At 55.1% G+C, this 20,027-nt stretch carries 13 protein-coding genes, 1 pseudogene and 1 riboswitch; of the genes and pseudogenes, 11 read left to right on the top strand and 3 right to left on the bottom strand.

Going from position 1 to position 20,027, the window contains the following annotated elements; all coding sequences use genetic code 11:
• The first annotated feature begins 119 nt into the window (after positions 1-119).
• On the top strand, positions 120-1,313 hold the full coding sequence (gene purT, locus H6F46_RS00065; protein ID WP_190354698.1) for a formate-dependent phosphoribosylglycinamide formyltransferase: 1,194 nt from the start codon (positions 120-122) through the stop codon (positions 1,311-1,313).
• A 745-nt stretch (positions 1,314-2,058) separates the two neighbouring features.
• Positions 2,059-3,219 (top strand): histidinol-phosphate transaminase, encoded by a 1,161-nt coding sequence (locus H6F46_RS00060; RefSeq protein WP_099534619.1) that lies wholly within the window; start codon positions 2,059-2,061, stop codon positions 3,217-3,219.
• A gap of 301 nt (positions 3,220-3,520) precedes the next feature.
• On the opposite strand, the gene H6F46_RS00055 is transcribed toward H6F46_RS00060, so the two are convergent.
• The 3 genes from H6F46_RS00055 to H6F46_RS00045 form a co-directional block, all read right to left on the bottom strand.
• On the bottom strand, positions 3,521-4,804 hold the full coding sequence (locus H6F46_RS00055; RefSeq protein WP_190354697.1) for a D-Ala-D-Ala carboxypeptidase family metallohydrolase: 1,284 nt from the start codon (positions 4,802-4,804) through the stop codon (positions 3,521-3,523).
• Between the two features lie 246 nt (positions 4,805-5,050).
• Entirely contained in the window at positions 5,051-6,445 is a 1,395-nt protein-coding gene (locus tag H6F46_RS00050) for a DUF3086 domain-containing protein (protein WP_190354696.1), read from the bottom strand.
• A gap of 218 nt (positions 6,446-6,663) precedes the next feature.
• Positions 6,664-7,131, bottom strand: coding sequence for a DUF3119 family protein (locus tag H6F46_RS00045; RefSeq protein WP_190354695.1), 468 nt, complete (start codon positions 7,129-7,131; stop codon positions 6,664-6,666).
• A gap of 219 nt (positions 7,132-7,350) precedes the next feature.
• On the opposite strand from H6F46_RS00045, the gene H6F46_RS00040 reads away from it, so the two are divergent.
• From H6F46_RS00040 to H6F46_RS19115, 9 genes and pseudogenes are all read left to right on the top strand, one after another.
• On the top strand, positions 7,351-7,512 hold the full coding sequence (locus H6F46_RS00040) for a hypothetical protein (protein ID WP_158234514.1): 162 nt from the start codon (positions 7,351-7,353) through the stop codon (positions 7,510-7,512).
• A gap of 31 nt (positions 7,513-7,543) precedes the next feature.
• Positions 7,544-8,134: a VOC family protein gene (locus H6F46_RS00035; protein WP_242027716.1), complete on the top strand. Its 591-nt coding sequence runs from the start codon at positions 7,544-7,546 to the stop codon at positions 8,132-8,134.
• A 152-nt stretch (positions 8,135-8,286) separates the two neighbouring features.
• Positions 8,287-9,234, top strand: coding sequence for an alpha/beta fold hydrolase (locus tag H6F46_RS00030; protein ID WP_190354694.1), 948 nt, complete (start codon positions 8,287-8,289; stop codon positions 9,232-9,234).
• Between the two features lie 230 nt (positions 9,235-9,464).
• Positions 9,465-10,046, top strand: a complete 582-nt coding sequence (locus H6F46_RS00025; RefSeq protein WP_190354693.1) for a pentapeptide repeat-containing protein — start codon at positions 9,465-9,467, stop codon at positions 10,044-10,046.
• Positions 10,047-10,690: 644 nt separating this feature from the next.
• Positions 10,691-15,463: a CHAT domain-containing protein gene (locus H6F46_RS00020; RefSeq protein ID WP_190354692.1), complete on the top strand. Its 4,773-nt coding sequence runs from the start codon at positions 10,691-10,693 to the stop codon at positions 15,461-15,463.
• An 82-nt stretch (positions 15,464-15,545) separates the two neighbouring features.
• Positions 15,546-15,690: riboswitch (cobalamin riboswitch) on the top strand.
• A gap of 658 nt (positions 15,691-16,348) precedes the next feature.
• Positions 16,349-18,598, top strand: a complete 2,250-nt coding sequence (gene metE, locus H6F46_RS00015) for a 5-methyltetrahydropteroyltriglutamate--homocysteine S-methyltransferase (protein ID WP_190354691.1) — start codon at positions 16,349-16,351, stop codon at positions 18,596-18,598.
• On the top strand, positions 18,582-19,016 hold the full coding sequence (locus tag H6F46_RS00010) for a hypothetical protein (RefSeq protein WP_190354690.1): 435 nt from the start codon (positions 18,582-18,584) through the stop codon (positions 19,014-19,016). Before metE ends, H6F46_RS00010 begins: the two co-directional genes overlap by 17 nt.
• Positions 19,017-19,116: 100 nt before the next feature.
• Positions 19,117-19,794, top strand: a complete 678-nt coding sequence (locus H6F46_RS00005; RefSeq protein ID WP_190354689.1) for a hypothetical protein — start codon at positions 19,117-19,119, stop codon at positions 19,792-19,794.
• Positions 19,795-20,027: pseudogene (locus H6F46_RS19115) on the top strand (hypothetical protein); the annotation flags it as partial. It abuts the gene before it with no gap.

Below are 20,027 nucleotides of genomic sequence, written 5' to 3'. Positions count from 1 at the left end.
GTTCAGTGGCGTTGACTGCATCCAGGAAAGCGTTCAGGCAAAAATGTTCAGGGAAAACGTGGCCTCTGGTCTGGGGCTGCGGCGTTGATGATCGTTCAGCTATGGTGTGTTGAAAGTTCATGTCCGTCACCGGTTCTACTTTGCCTAAAACCTTTTTGCTGCTTGGCTCCGGCGAGTTAGGCAAAGAGTTTGCGATCGCGGCCAAGCGTCTGGGCAACCAGGTGATTGCGGTTGATCGCTATGCCAATGCGCCCGCGATGCAGGTGGCCGACGAGGCAGAGGTCATCTCAATGTTGGATGGGGATGCGCTGGAGTCGATCGTGACGAAGCATCGCCCAGATTTCATCGTTCCGGAAATTGAAGCAATTCGCACCGAAAAGCTCGCGGAATTTGAAGCACGCGGAATCACCGTCATTCCGACGGCCGCCGCCACCCACTACACCATGAACCGCGATCGAATCCGGGACTTGGCGGCGGGCGAGTTGGGGGTGCGCACGGCTCGCTATGGCTATGCGGCCACCTTGGCGGAATTGCAGGCCGTGGCGGCAGAGATTGGCTTTCCGAATGTGGTGAAGCCGGTGATGTCTTCGTCGGGCAAGGGCCAATCCGTGGTGCGATCGCCCGAGGAGCTAACCACCGCTTGGCAATACGCCACCGAACAGGGGCGCGGTGACCAAGCCAAGGTGATTGTTGAGGAATTTATTCACTTTGAGCTGGAGATCACGCTGCTGACGATTCGGCAGTGGGCGGGGCCAACGTTGTTTTGCCCCCCGATCGGCCATCGTCAAGAACGCGGTGACTATCAAGAATCCTGGCAACCGGCCCCGATCGCTCCGGAGCTGTTGAAACAGGCCCAATCGATCGCCCAACGGGTGACGGAGGCCCTAGGCGGCGCGGGCATTTTTGGGGTGGAATTTTTCATCACGCCTGACGCTGCCATTTTTTCTGAGCTGTCGCCCCGCCCCCACGACACGGGCATGGTCACTCTCATCTCCCAAAACCTGAACGAGTTTGAGTTGCACCTGCGGGCCATTTTGGGGTTGCCCATCCCAGAAATTACGGTTTACGAACCGGCTGCGAGTGCTGCCATTTTGGCCAATCGCCAGTCAGATCCCGCAGAGTCGGTGGTCTATGACGGGTTGGCGGAAGCCCTGATGGAGCCGGGCACGGATGTGCGGTTGTTTGGCAAACCCAGCACCCGTCAATATCGGCGGATGGGGGTGGCCCTGGCGCGGGCTGACTCGATCGACCAGGCCCGGGCCAAGGCAAATCGAGTGGCGCGATCGGTTCAGGTCAACCTGACGGGGCTATAGGGAGCCGATGGGGCCGCTGAATGTGCTGCCGGAGCGATCGCCCCCGAGGCCAGCGACGATCGCTCCCCAAGGTCGGGCAGAGCGGAGGCCCCAACCGGTTTTCGATTGCGTTTTCTGGAGTCCAGTGTTTTTGCAAGGAGAATCTCGGTATGATGAGGGCGATCGTCCAAATGCATCCTCAAAAATCTTGAAAAAATGTTGGCCGCTGTGGTTTTGGGACTAGATCATTTTTGAAGAACCTTCAGCCCCATCCAGCCACCTTCAGGTCAAGCCATCTTCAAGTCATCTTTAGGTTAAATCGCCAATCAATTCTTGTTTCAATGCTGATCATTTTTGCGTTAACTGGTGGCTTTTCAACCCGATGCTATGGAAGCCCCAACTAATCAACTTATCCAATGCATTGCATCAGCCCGGTTGAATTAGTCTGATTGAATGAGCCTGAGCGAATTAGCCCGACTAAATTAGCCCAATGAAACTCGCTTGATTAGACTGGCTTGCTTGAACTAGATTAAGTTTGTGTTCTACCTGTGATTCAGTTCGCGATTCAAGGGGGGGATCCTAGCCAAATCACAGACCCACTACAGATCAATAACAGATCAACAGCAGATCAATATCGGTGTTGCCCATCTAATTGCAGTTGAAATTGAATTTTTGGGGTTTGTTTCAGATTTTTTGTGCAGCCCATTCCGTTGTTTGAAGACGGAAAGCCGGTCAACCTCCCTAACAGCCATTTGTAGCCCGCACCATGTTGGAGTTTTTGCGTCCAGATTTGGTTGAGTTTGTCGCCTATCAGGCTCACCCGGGGGGAGAGTTACCCACGGGCGTTGAGATTGATCGTCTGGACACCAATGAATGTCCCTATCAGTTGCCGGAAGCGCTGAAAGAAAAACTCTGCTTAACCTATCAGAACCTGATTGAAACTAACCGCTACCCGGGAGGCGATCATACGGATCTGAAGCGGGCGATCGCCCAATACGTGAATGAAGCCTGCTCGGCCATTGCCAACGGCACGGCGGAGGCGATCGCCCCTGGGCAAATTTCCGTGGGGAATGGCTCGGATGAATTAATTCGATCGATCTTGATTGCCACCTGCGTGGGCGGTCGTGGTCGCGTGTTGGTGGCCCAGCCCACCTTTGGCATGTATGGGATTTTGGCCCAAACCCTGGGAATTCCGGTGGAACGAGTGGGCCGATCGCCCAAAACCTTTGAAATTGATCTGGATGCCGCGCGTCAGGTCATTGCCCAAGCGCAACTGACCCCCTCGCCCGTGCGAGTGGTGTGGATGGTGCATCCCAACTCCCCCACCGCCAACGCTCTGACGACGGCGGAACTCAACTGGTTGCGGGGACTGCCACCCAATATTTTGGTGGTGATTGACGAAGCCTATTTTGAATTCAGTCGTCGCACCGTGGTGGGCGAACTGCAAGCGCGGCCCAACTGGGTGGTGTTGCGGACGTTCTCGAAGGCGTTTCGATTGGCGGCCCATCGGGTGGGTTACGCGATCGCCAATCCCGAATTGTCCGCCATTCTGGAAAAGGTACGCCTACCCTACAACCTGCCCAGCTTTACCCAAGCGGCCGCCCTCGCCGCATTGGCCCACCGCCGAGACCTGTTGGCGATCGTCCCAGAAATTTTGACGGAGCGCGATCGATTGCTCCAGCAGTTACGGGCCCTGCCAGGACTGGAACTGTGGGACAGCCAAGCGAATTTTCTTTACGCTCGCCTGAAGGGAGCCGCCAACACCGACGAAGCCATGGCTCATTTGGTTCAGCAGCTTAAGCAGCAGGGAACCCTGATTCGTCACACAGGAGGCGGATTGCGTATTACCGTGGGCAGCCCGGCGGAAAATGCGCGTACTGTCGATCGAATGCGGGTGGCCTTGGCGCAAACTGTCGCCTCCCGCTAGGCGATCGGGCTGTAATTTGCTGAACCGTGCTGCCAAAATTTGCTGAAAAATTTGCAACAAAAGCGCTTCCCCCTGATCGATCGGGGGGAAGCCGTTTTTTAGCAGCCAGATTTTAGCAGCGAAGTTCGCGAAATTTTAGGGGATATCTGAAAAGTCATCACTGCCACCTTGCGAGTCTCATCGATCAACAAAGACAAGGGGCTTCAGCCCCTTGCTCCACGACGACTCGTGCTTTGCAGGCCTCTCAAGTTACTTCTCAGACACCCGCTTAGGCGCTAGATGGGATTACCTGTCTCAGGCATTAATTGCCGTAATTCCACCGAGCCCGATACCCCCGGTTATCCACATGGGTGAAGGTGGAGCCATATCCCAGGCCCCCTTCCCACCAAGGATCCAGAATCCGCTGCACCGCTTGGGGCGAAAGACCCTCCACCACAAAATCCACCCCATGGCCTCGCATGTGGGTTGAGTTGGAAGCGCCGCCCACAGCCCGGTTCACCGCTGGCGGTCGATACCAACTGGTGATGGTGATGGCGCGATCGCCCAATTTGGTGCGAATTCGCTGCATCTGTTGAGCCATCCGCACAATGTTGCGGGCAATTTCTTCCGACTCAGGGAGCCTGGTGCCGTCCTTAGTCGCTTCTCCCCAGAAAAAGGAACCGTTCGGCACAATTGGATCACGGGTTCCCACCACACCATAGCCAAGGATCCGAATGGCAGGGCCGCGGGAAGGCGCTGGGCTAGGGCTAGGGCTAGGCGCAGGGGCGGGCGCGGGCGCAGGCGCGGGAGCCGGGGCAGGTCTTGGGGCCGGAGCCGGGGCGGGCGCGGGGCTAGGAGCGGGAGCCGGGGCAGGGCTAGGAGCCGGACTGGCCGAAAGCAACTGATCGGCATCAATTAAGTCCACATGGCCGGCAAACACAAACCAAGTTTGGCGATCGCCCACCGGTTCACTGAGCTGCACCTGATAGTGGCTGCCCGATCGACTGATGGCCCGAATCCGAAAATCGCCCGGCGATACGGACACCTCTTCATCATCCTTGAGTTCTGCGGAAGAGACGGGGCGCTGCTTAAAGATGGTGGGCACTTTGACCCGAATCTTGGGCAGGGGCGGAAAATTAGTTGCGTCCTTTGGCGGCGGGTAGGGCGGCACGTTCAATAGCTCGATGTGCCCCTTAAACACGACCCAATTTTTGCGATCGCGCAGGGGCTGCATCAACACCACGCTCAGGTGGGAATCGGGCGCTTCTTCGTAGCTTTCAAGGGGAAATTCACCCCGGGCCACGCTCAGCTTCTCCGCGCTGCTCAGGGCCGAAGACAGGGCCACACGGGTTTTAAAAACGGTTTCGCTCTTGACAACCAGGGTGGGGACGGCGGCAATTTCCAAATGATCCTTAAAGATGAACCACTCTTGGCGATTCCCGATCGGCTCGATCAGGGTCACCCGATAGTGACTTCCTTCCAAGACGGCCGCCTGTACCGTGAGTTCGCGGGGGGCAACCGAGAGTTTTTCTGCGGTTGGCAGTTCACTCGACGAGACTGGCCGGCTTTTGAAGATCGTGGGTTGAACGATTTTCAGCTTCACCATAGGTTGCACCACACCGAAATACAGCGCCCAGTGATCTTGAACTGGTTGCAGTTACTTGGACATGCTAGCCATCAATAGGTTGGATGGCTTGAAGCTTCAAGGATTTTTACGAATTTTGCCACTCTCGTTGCCTGATCGCCATGGGGCTTCAGCCCTCGATCACTTGGATTAGCCCTAACAACTGGCCCTAACAACTCATTCGCGGTGTCTACTCGATACTGACCATTGGTGTCGGCTAGCTCAACGTTAGTAGTCATAGCTGCTGCCGCCGAGGCCGCTGGGGGGCGCAATCCGGGGATCCGGCGCGATCGCCAGCCATAGGGGGAACTGCAACAACGAAAGGCTAATGCGGCCGTCGGACTCGTCCACCACAATGAACGGCACGCCACCGCCCCGCTGGATTCGATCGGCCCGTTGCGCCAAGGGATCCGGGGACTCAAATAGCATTACGCCCTGTTCGGCCCCAAAGTCGGCGCGGGAAATGCCCAGGGAGTCTTGCAGGCCGCGCCGCCAGTCGCCCAGCCGCTCGGGACTGTCGATCAGGATCAGGGTTCGGAGTCGATCGCCATGGATGGCCCGCAGCACGGAGATGGTGGCGGAAACCACCAGGATGTTTTGTAGGCGGCTGCCCATGGTGCGCAGGGCCCCTCGACCGCTGAGGTCAAAAAACCACTGACTGACCCGATCGGCGTGAACCTGCTCAAAGGTGCGCCGCAAACGCCACGGGGGGCCGTAATAGTCCGGCCGGGTGCGATATCGCTCTAAGATTTGCTCAATTTTGCGGCGATCGCCCTGAAATTGTCCCTCGATCGCGGTGGGTGGCGTGGGGGCCGATCGCTCCGGAGCCGGGGCCGGAGTTGGGGCGGGCGGCGGCGCAAAGGATAACTCCTCAGCGGCGGCCACCAACTCTTGCAAACTGCCCACCAGGTAGTCCTTGAAACCCTGAACCCTGGCGGCAACGTTTTGGGATGCACCGGCAAACGTGCTTTTCATTTCCTGGCGAATTCGTTCCTGACGGCGCTCCAGTTGCTCAATGCTGGCGGTCAGGTTTTGGCGGCGCTGTTCCAGCTCGGCAGTTCCCAAGCTGAGAATGCGGCTGAGGTCGCGACGGGCTTGGGCAATTTCCGCCAGCAGTTGATCGCGTTGCTCTTGGAGATCGGCCACGCGATCGGCCAAGGCTTGGGCGGCTGATTGGGAATTTTGGGAATTGGAAGTTGGCGCTGGGTCGAGATTGGGCTGTGCGCTTGGATCGGGATCTGGGTTTGGATTTGGGTCTGCACTTGAAGTGGCTGCTGGCGTTGCTCGATCGGGGTTATCCGCTGGAGGCGCTGCCGACTCTGGGGCCGCGATGATCGGGGCCGGAGCCACCGGGGAGCTGTCGATCGGAGATGGTGCGTCGATCGTTGCCGGTGTTGCTATCGGTTCCGGGGTGGGGGAAGCCTCGGGGGCCAAATCAGCGACCGATTCCCCTGTGGCTGTCAGCGCTGCTGTGCTCGATCGATCCACCGAGCTGACCGGTGTTCCGGCCGTCGCCGCTTCTCCCACCTGGGGCGATGGGGCAGGGGTGGGCAACGGTTCATCGTCCCAGTTGGTTTCCGAGGGGCGATCGATCGATTCGGACAGATCAGCAATATCAGACATTTCAAGCACTAGATTGCAAACAGTGGAACGCTCAAGCGGAACAACACTGAGCGTTTAAACCTTGGCCGCCATCATCCCAGTTCCTTGGACAATTATGATTCGTAGCCCCACCCGATCTTCGGTCGGGTTTCCCGAAAGTGACCGATCTCGCCAATTCCATCGCTCCCGCTCGATCGCCCCCAGAAATTTCCCAAGCGCTCAATCGTGCCCCAGCGGCCCTATTGCCAAGCGCGGCGCTTAGGTAGTTGTTTCGCTTCCAAACAGGCCCGCAAGAGCTTGGGGTCAAACAAAATGGGCAGGAAATGCAAGCTCTTCACTTCCTTGAAATAGAACAGGGTCGGTAGGTAGTACCAAAAGATATCCCAGTTTTCCCAATCCTGGTAAGGAAAGCGCCGAATCAGCTTGTCGCCCCGGTAAATGTCCAAAGCCGTTGCCGTGAACAACAGCCGCAGGGTGGCCGCTTGCAGGGTCAAAAACGCCGAAAACGCCGCCAGCGCCAACGCCGCCAACAAGTTCCAAGCCAAAAACAGAATTGAGATGGCCGCCAAACCCGTGGGCAACACAAAATCCGGCGGCAGTTCGATCACCTCCGAATCGGGCAGCGAGCCAGCGGTAGTTTCCCCAGGGGTGATCGGGGACAAATCGGGCGACTGGACAGCGGATGGGGTTGCGTTGGATTCAGACATACTTAGGCGATCGCGAGTTGGAATCAATTGGGACGCGAGTTGAAAACAATGTTGAAATCAATTGGGATCAGTTGAGATCAAAAAAATACAGCAATAGCTCTGGAATAGCTCTGGGTATGGCTCTGGGTATGGCTCTGGGATTGCTCCAGACCGCTTTGGCGTTGAGCACAGTCATTTCAACGCGGCAAACATTTCAACGCGGCAAAACGCAGCGATTGGATGACCAAGGGCAGCGGTCGCTGTCCCATTCTAAGAGGATGTTTGGAACGGCGCGATCGATCCTGCCCTTCACCCCTGGTCTGTGACTCATGCGCCGGTTCTCAGCACCTTTCTCCGCAAATTTACGGCAACGACACCCACCCGATCGCCCTGTTAACCTGAAAGGCACGAAGCGTTGGGAAAGCATGGAGCGATGGAAACAGCAGTCGATCGAGTGGTGAACCCTGAAGCGATCGCGCCGGACATGACCCCGGATGTGACCCCGGAAGTTGATTCGCCATCTTTGTCTCCTTTGCCTTGTGGGTTGACATCCGCCCCGTCAGCGTCCGTTGGATTGGAACCAGCCACCCTGCGCAAGGTTCACCACATCGCCCTCAACGTCAAGGATATGGAGGCCGCCCGTCGCTTTTATGGCGGTCTGTTGGGTCTGGAGGAGTTAACGGGCGATCGGGTTCCCAGCACCCTCAAATCCCTGGTGGCGGCGGGCAAGGTTGCCAACTTTTTGCTCCCCGATGGCTTGATTTTGGATTTGTTTTGGGAGCCAGACCTACAGCCGCCGCACCCGGATCCGGATCAGCAATTTACCCGCGCCAATCATTTGGCCTTTGATATTGCTCCCGAAGCGTTCGATCGCGCCCTTGTCGTCCTTCAGCAGCACCAAGTGGCGATCGCCCATGGGCCCGTCACTCGCCCCACCGGTCGTGGTGTTTACTTTTACGACCCTGACGGATTCATGGTAGAAATTCGCTGTGATCCGGATCCAAAGTCTTCGGAGTCCAGTTAGGAAATCACCGTTGTTGCATTCACCCTTCGCCCCATCTTTGAACCCAATTTCAAAACCCAATTTAAAAACTCAATTTCAAAGCTCAAGTTCGGAAGATATCTGCAAAGCCGAAACAGACACCTGAATTTAGCCATTATTTGCGAGCAATTACCATGACTAATCTGCAAAATTCGACTGATCGCACCACTCAATTTTATGATTGGCAAGGCTATCGCTGTAGCTATGATCAGTGGGGAACAGCCCAGCCGAATCAGCCAGTTTTGTTATTAATTCACCCGATTGGGGTTGGCCTATCGCGACACTTTTGGACGCGGTTCATTAATGCTTGGGAGCGATCGGGCAGTACCTTAGCCATCTTTAATCCAGATTTGTTGGGCTGTGGGGATGCGGCCAAGCCTCGTTACGCCCTTTATCCAGAAGATTGGGCCGATCAACTGCTGCATTTTGTGCAAACGGTGGTGCAGCGGCCGGTGATTTTGGTGGTGCAAGGGGCGTTGTTTCCCGTGGCGATCGAGATGGTGGAGCGATCGACCAATGCCAACAATGCCAACGGGGCGATCGACATTCGCGGCCTGATTCTCTCGGGGCCGCCTGCTTGGCAAGTGATGGCCGAAGCTGCGCCAAAGTGGCAACAGAAATTGCTCTGGAATGGGCTGTTTGACTCTTGGATCGGGGCTGCTTTTTTTCAATATGCGAAGCGGCGGCAATTTTTGAGTTCTTTTTCGGCAAAACAGCTTTTTGCTGCCTTGCCAGACATTGACGAAGAATGGCTTTCCATGCTGGATCAAGGGGCTGCGGATCCGGCCAGTCGCCATGCGGTTTTTGCGTTTCTGGCTCGGTTTTGGCAGAAGGGCTATGCCGAAAAAATTCGCAAAATCCCCTACCCAACCTTAGCCTTATTTGGGGAAACCGCTTCTAGCATCAGCAAAAGCGGCAAGCAGGAAAGCCCCGATCAGCGTCTCAATCTTTACCTTGAAAACCTTCCCCAAGGTGAAGGCTACAAACTTCCAGGACGGAATGTTTTGCCCTATGAATCCACCGCAGCTTTCACCCATGCGGTTTCAGAATTCACCCTCAAATTGCTTGTAAAGATAGATTGACTGGAAGGGAATAAAAACTAAATCAATCGATAATTAAGCCAACTCGTTTCTACTCATCGTTATTCTGAACAGAATAGAGGGAAGCAGTGAGATTGTCGATTGCCCAGAATTGATGACAATACTTCGTCATAATTCAGTCATATTGAGCAGTAACAGCCCTTTGTGACGACAAGGGGCGATCGATTTGGCTCATTCCCAAGCCAATTGAAGTAAATGGGGTGAATAACGTCATGGATGCAGATGAACTGTTGGGGCGCTATCGCTTAGGAGAACGAAATTTTCGCGGCGCAGATCTCAGTGAAGTTAATCTGATTGCGGCTGAGCTACCGGGAATTAATTTGAGCGAAGCCAATTTGGTGTTGGCTAACCTAACCCGTGCCAACTTGAGTGAAGCCAATTTGAACGGCGCAAACTTGATTGGGGTGGATTTGATTGGGGTGAATCTCAGTCGAGCTAGCCTCACTTGGGTCAGGGCGATCGGGGCCAACTTTACCGGAGCCAACTTATCAGCGACTAACTCGATCGAGGCAGTCTTCACCGGGGCAACCTTTGATGGCGCTAATCTTCATCGACTCTGCGCTTTGGGAGCTGATTTTGTGGGCGCATCGTTGGTGGGAGTGAACTTACAAGAAGCAAATATTTTGGGAGCCAATTTTGCCGGGGCCGACCTGCATATGGCAAAGTTAGCCGAGTCCAATTTCCAGGATGCCTATTGGAAGTCTGCCAAGTTGCCTCCCGATTTAATGTTGAAACTACGTCAACATCAGCGCCATCGAATTCATAGCGCTGATACGAGTGCTGAAACGGCCTAAAGGCGCTTGACTGATTTTTGGGAGTGTGGTTTTCGCTCTGTACATCAGTGAAAAAAGCAGGCCATAAACTTGTAATCCAAAGGATCGATGGCATTGATCAATCATTTCTGGCGCTGCGAGTAATTGCAAAAATGGCAGAAATTTTGGACACCATGCCTATTTGGATGCTCAAGAAAGTCTGACAGTCATCAGGGTTTATCTTTTTTATTTGAGAATTGATTGCAAAGTCACAACAAGATCACACAGTTACTTGAGGCTAAGTTTCAAGTCTAATTCTGATATTCGCTTGATCTTCATTAGTTCTGATATTCATTGTGCTAAAGAATTACGAATGAAAAATTCGGCGTTTTTGTCTGTAATGAGAAAAATCAATAATAGAACTTGGTCAGTAATTTAATTGACGGTTTCATCAGTTTTTGAATGGATTCAGAACCGGATCTTGAACAGCCTGCATCGTTTCTAAATTTCATAAACGAATGTTCTAGACTGGCCAGGGAGCGTCTGGGATCAAATTCTTGCGAAAAATGGGTATGTTGCTTGTTGAGCAGCTCTCCAGAAACTTCAGCGATTTGATGGCATCTTGATTTTGCTTGCGTCTTGATCTCGCTGGATCTGACTCCTACTCACTGCTTGTTGTCCTTACCATGCATGTCTTGCGGAACTTAGGTGGCTGCTCCTTCGTGGGGGCAGGTGTTGGGGGCTGTTTAATTGCGGGAATTGCGGGTTTCTTGACGATCGGGAGCCTGGGTGCTGACTCGGGGGCGGTTTGGGCCCAGTCGATCGCCCCGGCGGCCGACGGCACGGGCACGGTGGTGACTCCCCAGGGCGATCGCCTAGATATCAGCGGTGGTAGTCGATCGAGCGATGGGGCCAACCTGTTCCACAGCTTTGAACGGTTTAATCTCAACACCCAGGAAATTGCGAATTTCCTGGCCACGCCGGACTTGCGCAACATTCTGGGGCGTGTGGTGGGGGGCGATCCATCGCGAATTGATGGACTCATTCAGGTCAGCGGTGGTAACCCCAATCTGTTTTTGGTGAATCCGGCGGGTTTGGTGTTTGGGCCCAATGCTCGGCTGAATGTGCCCGCTTCCTTCACGGCCACCACGGCCACGGGTGTGAGCTTTGGTGAGTCTGGGGAATTTTGGTTCCAAGCGACAGGAGCCAATCAATACGCGAATTTGTTGGGCGATCCAACGGGGCTGGCGTTTGCCCTGTCGCAACCGGCGGGAATTTTGAACCGGGCGGCCCTGGCCGTGCCAACGGGCCAAAGCTTGAGTTTGGTGGGGGGCACGGTGTTGAGCGTGGGAACCCTGTCGGCTCCGGGGGGGCGGTTGATGGTGGCGGCGGTTCCGGGCGATCGCTTTGTGCGGTTCACGCCGGAAGGGTCGGTGCTGGCGTTGGATTTGCCGATCGGGGGGCGGCCCGGTGCGGATTTGGCGTTGGGCCCGATCGCCCCGCAAACAATTCCGGAACTGCTGGCGGGGCAACCGGTCACGGCCAATGCCTTGACGGTGCGGCCCGATGGCACGGTTTCGATCGGCCATTCTGAGGGCCTCTTGACGGCGGGTGATGTGGCGGTGCAGTCAGCCACGGCCGGAACGGCCACCCTGTCGGCGGCCCATAACTTGCTGCTGCTGTCTAGTCAGCTCAGCACCACGGGCGATTTACATTTACTGGCGGGACAAGCGGCGATCGGGCGTGACAATCCCACGAATCCTTTGCGGTTGAGCGCCGGGGGACAGTTGACCCTCTGGGGCGATCGGCAGGTGGATCTATACGGCTTGCACCACCCCGACAGCAGCATCATCAGTGATCACAATCTTTTTTTAGTGAGTTCAGGGGCGATCGCCGGGAATTTGCCCCTGCGCACGGGTGGTCAATTGTTTGTGACGCAACCGACGGGCGATCGGGTGCTGTTTCGCACGGTCTTTGAACCGATCTTCAGCGATCGCGATGGTCAAACCACCCTCGCCTTCGGCTCCACACCCGCCCGCATCAACCGCGCTCCCTTCATTTCCTCGCCCGTGGTTGCTACCACCACCACCAGACCCACTACGCCCTCACCCAGCAGCACCAGTTCCATCAGCACCAGCACTGGCTCCACAACCCTACGCCCTGTCGTTCCTTTGAACCCCACGGGCACGGGGACAACGGGCACGAGCACAGGGACAACAGGCACGATCAACCCCGGATCCATTACCCTGATTCCCGGCACAACCAACGATCCCCCCAGTACCAATCCAACCCTGAGCAGTTCAGTGTCGCTGATTCCGGTGGCTCCCATGCAAACTGGCTCCAATTCCAGCACCACCAACACCACCGTTAGCGGCCTGAACACTTCCTTTAGCTTGATCCCGATCGCCCCTGTGGACTCAACCACAACCAATTCCACCAATTCAGAGGATGAGGACGATCGATCTGCTTTCTTGCCTGTGAAGCCGATCGTGGTGAACAACAATTCCAACACCGCTAATACCGGGAACACTGGCCCTTCATTCACGGTGGCTACGGTCAACATCAGCCTTGACGGAGCAAACTTTGGTGGCTTATTGACACCAACCAATCAAGGAATCCATTTCTCTACCGGCAAGGCACCCATTTCGGCCCCTTGGGCTGCCAATGTGGATGGGTTAGTGCAGTCCACCTTGGCCAACACCACTGAACAACCGGTGAGCGCGGGGGGGAGTAGCCCAGTGGCGGGAACTGCCAATGCTGGGAATACGAACCTGATTGGCAATAACCTAAGCGCGGTCATTAGTTCCGATTCGATCGTGCAGCGGGCTAATCTGTCCTCCGCTGCCTTTGCGGCGAACCCGGCATCGGTGAACGGTGTTGCTGGCAATGCGGCCCCTGTGACCAGTGCAGTTCCCACATCCACGAATTTGTCGATCGCGCCTTCTTCCGGCCAGTCCCCTAATGCAGCACCTTTGGTTCCGCCCTCGGGGGTAACGGATGCGGCCAACAACTCGATGGTGGGAACCTTGGCAACGGGGCTACCGGTGGGTAGTAACCCCTTACCCAACAGTGGTGCAATTGGAGAGGGTGGCTCGAACCTGGCGCATTCGGCCGGCATGGTGAATTCCCAAACCAACCAGGCGATTAACCAAACGGCTTTGCTGGGGTCTCGATCGCCCGGTTTGGAGAGCACAAATTCCTCGGGAATCCCTGCCAACGGCCCAGTAACCGATCCAGGGCAAGTGTTGAATCTGCAAGCCTTGCGGGCCGAAACCCTGCAAGCGGCCCTTTGCGACAACACCGTTTGGTTAGATTGCCAACGCAAAGACCTTGAGCGGGCCCGCAACAGTGGCGATCGCAAGGCGATCGTGGTGGCCTTGCAGCGGTTGGGTCGGGCCCACTACCAAGCGGGTGAATATGGCGATGCGATTTTGGCCCATCGTGAAAGTCGTGATTTGGCAACGGATCAGCCCCTGTTGGCCGCGATCGCGGAAAGTGACCTGGGCAGTAGTTATGGGGCTTTGGGTCAATATCCAGAGGCGATCGCCCATTATGAGCAGGCCTTGGCCCTGTTGCGATCGAACCCTGCGCCCACGTTGGAGAGCAATATCCTGAATAACTTGGGCCTAATGGCGACCAATCAACAAAACCTGGAGCAAGCCCGCACCTATTTTGCACAGTCCTTGGCGATCGCCCAGCAGCATCAGGATCTGAGCAACCAAGCCCGCGCCCTCACCCAAATTGGCCTGCTGGATTACCAAGCCACGCGCTACGAGGCGGCCGTGAAAGCCCATCAGGCCAGTTTGGCCCTGGCGGAACAGGCGAACGATCAACCGGCGATCGCCCGCACCCTCGATAATTTGGGCTTGGCCTACTATGCCCAAGGGGACTATGGAACTGCGGCCACGGTTCAACAAAGGGCCCTGTCCCTGTCCCAGGCCTTGGGCGATCGCCACGGTACGGCGCGAGCCCTGTCTAACCTGGGAGATACATACTATCGACTCCAAGACTTTGACGCGGCCACGGATTATCTGCAACGGGCGATCGCCTCTTGGGAACAGGTGCGCGAAAACCTGACCAGCGATGGGGCCCGGCTGGCGATTTTTGAAACCCAAGAAACCACCTACAGCACCTTGCAAACGGTGTTGATTGCGGCCCAAAAACCGGAACAAGCCCTGCTGGCCAATGAACGGGGTCGGGCCCAAGCCCTCTTGAAACTGCTGGCGGAAGAAAGCCAATGGGGCGATCGATCCACCGCACGATCGGCCCCAGCTCCCAATCCATCGGAATTGACGGACTCGATCGACCTAGGGCAAATCCAGCGGGTGGCCCGCGAGCAGTCCGCCACTCTGATTTCCTACGCGATCGAGCGGGATACCCGAGACCACGAGGGCCAACGCCAGCTCCTCGACTTAGCCATCAATATTTGGGTGGTGCAACCTTCGGGACAGGTGCATTTTCGCCAAGTGCCCTTGCCCAACAGCCAAACCCTACGCGATCAAATTCCCCTGCTGCGGTTGTTTTTGGGAACACGCACCGCCAGCCGATCGGCCCAGTCCACGGTGAACGGCAACCGGCGATCGATCACCCCCGGTTTGCGCCAGCTCCATCGCCTGTTGATTGAGCCGATCGCCGAATGGTTACCCACCCAACCGGGCGATCGATTGATTGTGATGCCTCAGCAGGATCTGTTCCTGGTGCCCTTTTCTGCCCTGCAAGATGATCAAGGCCGATATCTCATCGAGCGCCACAGTTTGGCCATGGCTCCTTCAATTCAAGTGCTTGATCGCACCCAACGCCAGGCCCAGCGCCTGCGCCAGGGAGGAACAGCCCTGACCGATCGCCCCTTGATCGTGGGTAATCCAACCATGCCGCGCCTACCCAGCAGCCGAACCAACACCCGATCGCAATTGGCCCCGCTGCCCAATGCGGAAATCGAAGCCCAATCGATCGCCCACATGTTGAACGCTCGGCCCCTGTTGGGATCCCAAGCCACCAAAGCCGCCGTCCTCGGGCAAATGGAGCAAGCCAGCCTGATCCACTTGGCCACCCATGGAATTTTGGATGCGAAACATGGCCTAGACAGCGCGATCGCCCTGGCCCCCAGCAACAGCCCAGGGGATGATGGTTGGCTGACCGCCCGAGAACTGCTGAACCTGGACTTGAAGGCGCAGTTAGTCGTTCTCAGCGCCTGCAACACTGGCCAGGGGGCAATTTCCGGTGATGGGATTGTGGGCCTATCCCGATCGCTCCTGGCGGCCGGAACCCCCAGCGCGATCGTTACCCAATGGGCCGTGCCCGACGCACCCACCGCCTTCCTGATGACCCAGTTCTATCAATTCCTGGGGCAAGGAATGGACAAGGCGGCGGCCCTGCGCCAAGCCACCCTAAGAACCATTCAGGAATATCCCGACCCGATCGACTGGGCCGCCTTCACCCTGATTGGCGACACCCGATAGTTCAGTCTCCAATAGACTCCTGCCCAGAAGGTGAGCATTGATGAATTCCCATCTCACCAGCGCTGAAAGTTGGGGAAACGATGCTATACTGCACCGAGTCGGTTCTAGCGGGGAGCAGCCGCTAGAGGTAACGGGGAAAGTTCGGTGTAAATCCGGCACTGTCCCGCAGCTGTGAAGGAGAAGCGTTTCTCCGAGTCAGAATGCCCGCCGATTCAATCCTACAAAGCACCACACATCTGCGAGGTACAGATGAACCTACAGCATTTTGCGGACGACCCCCAGAAAATTGGGTCGTCAAACTCTTACGGCGCAACATTTCAGCTCAGCACCTTGACCGTGCCTTCCTGTCCGACAAATTGCTAAGTCCAGGCGGGTGTGGATCCTAATCCCCTCAAAGAGCTGATCGCTAGGGCAATTCAGTTTCTACCCAATGGCAAGGGCCAACCACGATGACCGGGGACTGACTATCAGGTTACCCGATCGGTAGTTGCAATTTGGAATTTCTTCAGATTGTGAGAAATCTGATCGCCCCGTCAAAATCAGCGGGACTTGGTGTCAGCGGGACTAAAAAGACCGATAAACTCAACCTTCGTCGCTCTCACCAGTGACAAACTCCAGCACAGGGGCACAACCGCCAATCTTGCGAACCTAGCCCCCAAAGCGAGACTTAGGCAACCTCAGAGTAATGCCCACACTCGCTGCATCTTGGCTGGATTAGGTCTGTTTGTCGCTCAGGACTTGGTTTCAACATTCATTCCTTGACATCGCGCGGACTTGCCTAGCCGATCAGCGGGTGTTCGATCGAACAGAGCACCCCTCAATGGCGGTGTCATCGTCACTCAACATTTCACAAAATTTCACAAAATTTCAGGAGCCTCGATTCCCATGGTTATTCAAACCGCCACCTTGGGCTATGCCCGCATGGGTAAAAATCGTGAAGTCAAAAAGGCCCTAGAGTCTTTTTGGCATGGCAAGTGTGAGATCAGCGCCTTGCGATCGGTCGTAGAAGCCGTGGAAACCCACGCTTGGACAACCCAGTTAAAGGCTGGGGTCGATCGAATTGCCGTCGGAGACCAAACTCTTTACGACCACGTTCTAGATTGGTCGGTGCGTCTGGGGTTAATTCCCGCTCGGTTTCGGCAGTTCACAGGCATTGATCAGTACTTTGCTATGGCCAGGGGCAAAGACGGGATTCCTGCTCTCGAAATGACGAAATGGTTTGATACCAACTATCACTATCTCGTGCCCGAAATTGAGTCTGATCTTGCTCCCGCGGCCAATTTCGATGATTTTCTGGCAACGGTCAAGCGAGCACAGCTCATTCTCCGCGATCGGGCGACTCCCGTGATCCTCAGTCCGGTCACGCTGCTCACCCTCAGTCGGCGCTCCAACGATCTCTACTCAGATTTGGATCGGTTGCTGCCTCTCTACCTTGACCTGCTGGGGCAGTTGAAATCTCTGGGAATCACCGAGGTGCAATTCCATGAGCCAGCCTTGGTGACCAGTCATGCCGGCGATTTAGAAACTGCCATTAAACATACCTACCATCAGCTAGCAACTGCGGGGCTGCCGATTCAACTGGTGACCTACTTTGATGATCTGGGGGATGCCTATAGCTGGGTGATGCAGCTCCCGGTAGCTGGAGTTAGCCTCGATTTCACGCGAGGCAACAATCTGTCTTTAGTGAAAGCCCATGGCATTCCTCGCGACAAAGTGCTTGGGGCTGGTGTTGTGGACGGGCGGAGCGTTTGGGCAATTGGACCCAAGGGCCTGCTGGAACTGCTTCAGGAATTGCAGGCAATCACGCCAAATTTGCGCGTTCAGCCCTCTGCGTCGCTCCAGTTCGTTCCCCATGATGCAACCTGCGAAACTCAACTCCCCCAACCCTTGCGCGATGTCCTCAGCTTTGCGGAGCAAAAGTTAACGGAAGTGGTGTTGCTGGCCAAGGGCCTCAACGGACAAGACATTGCCCATGAGCAAGCGGCGATCGAGTTGCGTTGGCAGGCATTCAAGCGCTTTAACTTGCCCAATCCGGTGGTGCGCGACGTGTTGCAAACCCTAAAAGTAGAGGATTTTCAGCGTTCCCTTCCCTATGAACAACGACTGAATCGACAGCCCAAACTCCCCCCCTTGCCCACCACCACGATCGGTTCTTTTCCTCAAACCCAAGACATCCGACAACTGCGGCTCCGATACAAAAAGGGAGAAATTTCCCAAACAGACTATCACCAGGCGATCGATATCAAGATTGCAGAGTGCATCAAGCGCCAAGAGGAAGTTGGGCTAGATGTGCTAGTCCACGGTGAATTTGAGCGGACTGACATGGTGGAGTATTTTGGACAGCAACTCCAGGGCTTTGCCTTCACAACGGATGGATGGGTGCAGAGTTATGGCAGTCGTTGTGTGCGCCCACCCATCATTTATGGTGATGTGTCCCGCTTGCAACCCATGACCGTTCGGGAATTCCGAGTTGCACAATCGTTGACAAACAAGCCAGTGAAGGGAATGCTCACTGGCCCGGTCACAATGATCAATTGGTCATTTCCCCGAGCTGACCTCCCGCGCCGTGAACAGGCCATGCAGATTGCGCTGGCTTTACGCGATGAGGTTGCCGATTTGGAAGCCGCCGGAGCTGCCATGGTGCAAGTGGATGAACCGGCTCTCCGGGAAGGGTTGCCCTTGAAATCTGCCCGGTGGAATGAGTACCTCAGTTGGGCTGTGGATTCGTTCCGATTAGCCACCGGTGGTGCGAAGGCTGAAACCCAGATTCACACGCACATGTGCTATTCCGAGTTTGGAGACATTATTGAGCACATTGAGCGCCTAGATGCTGATGTTCTATCCATTGAAAATAGCCGCAGCAACAACGCAACGCTCTTTGAAATTACGGATGCTGGATATCAGTATCAAGTTGGGAACGGGGTCTATGATGTCCACAGCCCAAGCGTTCCTAGTGTGGAGCAAATTCTCCAACAGTTGCGCACTGGTGCTGATCTTTTGCCTGTTCAGCAAACCTGGATTAATCCTGACTGCGGGCTAAAAACTCGCCAGTGGGAAGAAGTGCTTCCTGCGCTCAAAAATATGGTGCTCGCCACGCAAAAGCTACGGGAAGAAATTCATGATTCATCCCACTAGTTCAAGGTTGCCTGACCTGACTGTTGAGTCACCTACTTTTATTCAGGAAAACTTCCTGTATATCGGCTATGTTGCATGGCAGGGCTACCTCAAACATGGACGAGGAATCGTGGCTTGTGTGGCGAAAGAAACGGTGACTACTCGCTTGGGCTGGATTGAGAATGTAACAGCAAGGTCTGTGCAATATATTCCGTTTGACCTTGCTGCTTTATACCTTGACCTCTGCCTTGTGCCTGTTAGTTCAATCGATCGCTTGTTGAACACGATCAAAACCTATGCACCCGATCGAGAAATTTTGATTTTGGTCAAGCACGGTCAAGAGGTTGAGATTGACTGGCTGCAAAACCTAGCAATTGCGCCTTCTGAGTGTTATCGCCAAGTGTGCGATCGCTGGTCAGAGTTTAATTTGGCTTCTTAACTCGATAGGAGCTGAATTAACACCAAAAATTTCAAGGTTGATGATTGATTCGGCCTATCAGCTCGATGAATGAGCTAGTTCATTGTGTCCTCTTTCATTTATGAATAAGCAGTCAATTTTGGCATTGGCAGACCATCCCACCGTGGCAGTGACAGGGCGAGTGGATCATTGGCTACATGATCCTGCGGGGCGATTGCCCGTGAGCTGCACGGTTCTGGCTGTGCAGGATCGAATGGATGGCCCGGATGGCATCGAAGACAGTTGGCATTTCACGAGCCAGGCCCTCCGCTATGGGGCCGGTGTCGCGATCAACTTGTCAGCGCTGCGGCCCGCTGGTACGGTTTCGCCGAATGTCACGGCCTCTGGCCCCACATCTTTTGCCCGCATTTACAGTGTTCTGAATGAGACGATCCGCCGGGGCGGCCGATTTAAAAACGGAGCGGTCAATTTGCATCTGGATAGTCATCACCCCGATGCTCAGGACTTTATTAATATTCCAATTGATCGCCTGCCTTGGGCTAAACGCACGCTAATTGTCCATGATGATTTGCTGCAATTGCCATACCTGAATGACATCATGGAGCAAATGCAATCCGGCAGTTTGTGGCTCTCTAAAGCTCGGACTGATGCTGCGGGAAATTTGCTGTATGGCAATGTTTGCAATGAAATCTTCTTGCCGTCACGGGGAACCTGTTTGCTGCAGCATGTCAACTTGGGAATGTGCTGCATTGAGGATATTCCTGATGCTTTCGAGCATGGTATGAAGCAGAAGTGTTGAATGACAGATTCAGGTTATAAAAAAGGGGTAAGAAGATGTAATTCTTACCCCAAACAATCAAAAAGTAATACACCAATGTTACGCTCATTCTCTCAAATCGTCAAACCTATTCTCAAAAGCTTACCTGAGCATGATTACCCAGTGCTCAGCAGTCGGAGATTTTTTGAGATCTGGTTGACCTTCATTCTTGATCAAGGTTTGATGAGCATGAGAGACCTATTTTTCAAGCTCAA

This window comes from Limnothrix sp. FACHB-1083, from assembly GCF_014696485.1.
GTDB lineage: Bacteria > Cyanobacteriota > Cyanobacteriia > CACIAM-69d > CACIAM-69d > CACIAM-69d.
Note: the sequence above shows the minus strand (reverse complement) of the source record. Positions and strands in the feature narration are given on the sequence as shown.

Bases quoted from the DNA above. Each gene is read 5' to 3' on its own strand.
- purT (WP_190354698.1), top strand. From the start codon at position 120: ATGTCCGTCACCGGTTCTACTTTGCCTAAAACCTTTTTGCTGCTTGGC.
- H6F46_RS00060 (WP_099534619.1), top strand. From the start codon at position 2,059: ATGTTGGAGTTTTTGCGTCCAGATTTGGTTGAGTTTGTCGCCTATCAG.
- H6F46_RS00055 (WP_190354697.1), bottom strand. From the start codon at position 4,804: ATGGTGAAGCTGAAAATCGTTCAACCCACGATCTTCAAAAGCCGGCCA.
- H6F46_RS00050 (WP_190354696.1), bottom strand. From the start codon at position 6,445: ATGTCTGATATTGCTGATCTGTCCGAATCGATCGATCGCCCCTCGGAA.
- H6F46_RS00045 (WP_190354695.1), bottom strand. From the start codon at position 7,131: ATGTCTGAATCCAACGCAACCCCATCCGCTGTCCAGTCGCCCGATTTG.
- H6F46_RS00040 (WP_158234514.1), top strand. From the start codon at position 7,351: ATGACCAAGGGCAGCGGTCGCTGTCCCATTCTAAGAGGATGTTTGGAA.
- H6F46_RS00035 (WP_242027716.1), top strand. From the start codon at position 7,544: ATGGAAACAGCAGTCGATCGAGTGGTGAACCCTGAAGCGATCGCGCCG.
- H6F46_RS00030 (WP_190354694.1), top strand. From the start codon at position 8,287: ATGACTAATCTGCAAAATTCGACTGATCGCACCACTCAATTTTATGAT.
- H6F46_RS00025 (WP_190354693.1), top strand. From the start codon at position 9,465: ATGGATGCAGATGAACTGTTGGGGCGCTATCGCTTAGGAGAACGAAAT.
- H6F46_RS00020 (WP_190354692.1), top strand. From the start codon at position 10,691: ATGCATGTCTTGCGGAACTTAGGTGGCTGCTCCTTCGTGGGGGCAGGT.
- metE (WP_190354691.1), top strand. From the start codon at position 16,349: ATGGTTATTCAAACCGCCACCTTGGGCTATGCCCGCATGGGTAAAAAT.
- H6F46_RS00010 (WP_190354690.1), top strand. From the start codon at position 18,582: ATGATTCATCCCACTAGTTCAAGGTTGCCTGACCTGACTGTTGAGTCA.
- H6F46_RS00005 (WP_190354689.1), top strand. From the start codon at position 19,117: ATGAATAAGCAGTCAATTTTGGCATTGGCAGACCATCCCACCGTGGCA.